The organism is Streptomyces sp. NPDC025793, from assembly GCF_055558375.1.
Genome location: NZ_JBVHMR010000138.1, coordinates 1 through 1,961, shown reverse-complemented (window position 1 = coordinate 1,961; position 1,961 = coordinate 1). Strand labels below are relative to the sequence as shown.

The 1,961-nt window shown below is 69.6% G+C and carries 1 protein-coding gene; it reads right to left on the bottom strand.

Annotated features, from left to right (window positions below; genetic code table 11):
• Nucleotides 1-1,904: type I polyketide synthase (locus ACZ4MF_RS48895; RefSeq protein WP_467500914.1), on the bottom strand; the 1,904-nt coding region annotated here is incomplete at its 3' end.
• Between the last annotated feature and the right edge of the window lie 57 nt (nt 1,905-1,961).

The following is a 1,961-nucleotide window of genomic DNA, read 5'->3' as shown; positions in this document are numbered from 1 at the left end:
AACACCACAAACGCACTCAAATCCCAACCCCGCGTCAACTCATCCAAATACACCGCACCCCACGCCTTCGCCCCCACCACCCGCGACACATGAGCGGCGTCGACAGCGTCGAAGGGCTTGTAGTCGGGGACGCCCGCGGCGTGGAAGACCGCACTGACACGGTGCCGCGAGAGCAGGTCGGCGACCGCTGTCCGGTCGGACACGTCGCAGGCCTCCAGGCTCACGTGTTGCGCTCCCAAGTCGCGCAGGTCTGCGACGAGTTCCTCGGCGCCGGGCGCGCCGGCTCCCTGGCGGCCGGTGAGGACCAGGTCGGTGGCCCCACGCCGGACGAGCCAGCGCGCGACATGTGCGCCGAGAGCACCCGTGCCACCGGTGACCAGGACCTTCCCTCCGGGCTTCCAGCCCTGGTCCGTGGGCTGCCGCGCCGGCTCCCGCCGGAGCCTGCGGGCATGGAACCGGCCGTCGCGGAGGGCGAGTTGATCTTCCACGGAGGACGCGAGTGCCGACGCGACGAGTCCGGCGGTGTCCTCGTCCGGCACCTCCGGCAGATCGACAAGGCCGCCCCAACGTTCGGGGTGCTCCAACGCGGCCACACGTCCCAGTCCCCAGACGGCCGCCTGCTCGGCGCGCAGCGGACCGTCGTCCTCCAGGTGGTCGATACGGACCGCTCCTCGGGTCACCAGCCAGACAGGTCCTTCGACTTCCGCGTCACCTGTCGCCTGGGTGGCGACGAGCGCCTGCACGACCGTGTCGCACAGGACGACGACTCCGGCGAGCTGCGTGCCCTGAACGGCGGTGACAACGGCTCGCGCGAGTTCCGCACGATCGGGCTCGTCGGGGAGGGACAGGAGCAGGTGTTCGGGCAGAGCGGCGGTGATGGTCTCCAGATGAGCCGACTGCCCCGCCGAGTGGAGCACCAGCCACGGCCCGGAGCGGCCGGCACCCGGCGTGAGAGTGACCTCTTGCCAGTCGACGCGGTACTGCCAGCCGTCCACCTCGGCGCGCACGATGCGGTCCCGACGCCTGGTCGCGAGTCCTGCCAGGACCTTCTGGACGACGTCCTCGCCCACGTTCAGGCTGTCCGCCAGCTCGCGTGCTTCCTCTGGTTCGGTCGGCTCCCAGAGTTCGACGTCGGACACGACCTCGCTGCGCTTGGTCTGCGGCCAGAACCGCTCACGCTGGAAGGCATAGGTCGGCAGGTCGACATCGACCGTGGAGTGCTGACCGAGTACCGCCGTCCAGTCGACGAAGACGCCCGCCGTGTATCCGGCGGCGACGCACACGACGACGGTCTCCACCTCGCTCCTGTCCTTGCGGAGCATCGGTACGAACAGGGCGTCACCGGCGTCGTCATCGTGCGGCACGCAGCTCTGCGCGAGGGCGGTGAGGGTGCCGTCGGGTCCGATCTCCAGGAAACGCGTCACCCCCTCGGCCGCCAGCGCGGCCACGCCATCGGCGAAGCGAACCGCCTCACGGACATGCCGCACCCAGTAGTCCGCCGACGCCAACTCCCCGTCCCCGGCCAACTGTCCGGTCACATTCGACACAACCGGGATCGACGCAGTGCCGTACCCGATACCCTCCGCCACCTCACGGAACGCATCCAGCATCGGCTCCATCAACGGCGAGTGGAAGGCGTGCGAGACCCGCAGACGCGACGTACGCCGACCCCGTGCCTTCAGCTCCTCCGCAACCTCGACCACCGCAGCCTCGACACCCGCGATCACCACCGCCCGAGGACCGTTGACCGCGGCGATCGACACCTCGCCCGCACGACCCTCCAGCAGAGGCAGCACCTCGTCCTCGGCAGCCTCCACCGCCACCATCACACCACCAGCAGGCAACTCCTGCATCAGCCGACCACGAGCCACCACCAGAGCGCAGGCATCCTCCAGCGACAACACACCCGCCACATGCGCGGCAGCGATCTCACCGATCGAGTGCCCGATCAAGACATCCGG